The 217-nt window shown below is 58.5% G+C and carries 1 pseudogene; it reads left to right on the top strand.

Annotated elements, in window-relative coordinates:
* Positions 1-150: pseudogene (locus U4012_RS35785) on the top strand (ABC transporter ATP-binding protein); the annotation flags it as partial.
* Positions 151-217: the final 67 nt, after the last annotated feature.

Genomic DNA, 217 nt, shown 5'->3' with positions numbered 1-217 from the left:
CTGATCGAGCACGACGTGAAGCTCGTGATGGGATTGTGCAACCGGATGACGGTGCTCGATTACGGCAAGGTGATCGCCGAGGGTCTGCCGCAGGACGTGCAGAAGAATCCGAAGGTGATTGAGGCATATCTCGGCGCAGGGGTGCACTGATGGCAGCGGCAATGTTGAAAATCAAGGGCTTGCAGGTCAACTACGGCGGCATCCAGGCCGTCAAGGG

Source organism: Burkholderia sp. BCC1988 (genome assembly GCF_905339895.1).
In the GTDB taxonomy this organism is placed as follows: Bacteria; Pseudomonadota; Gammaproteobacteria; order Burkholderiales; family Burkholderiaceae; genus Burkholderia.
Note: the sequence above shows the minus strand (reverse complement) of the source record. Positions and strands in the feature narration are given on the sequence as shown.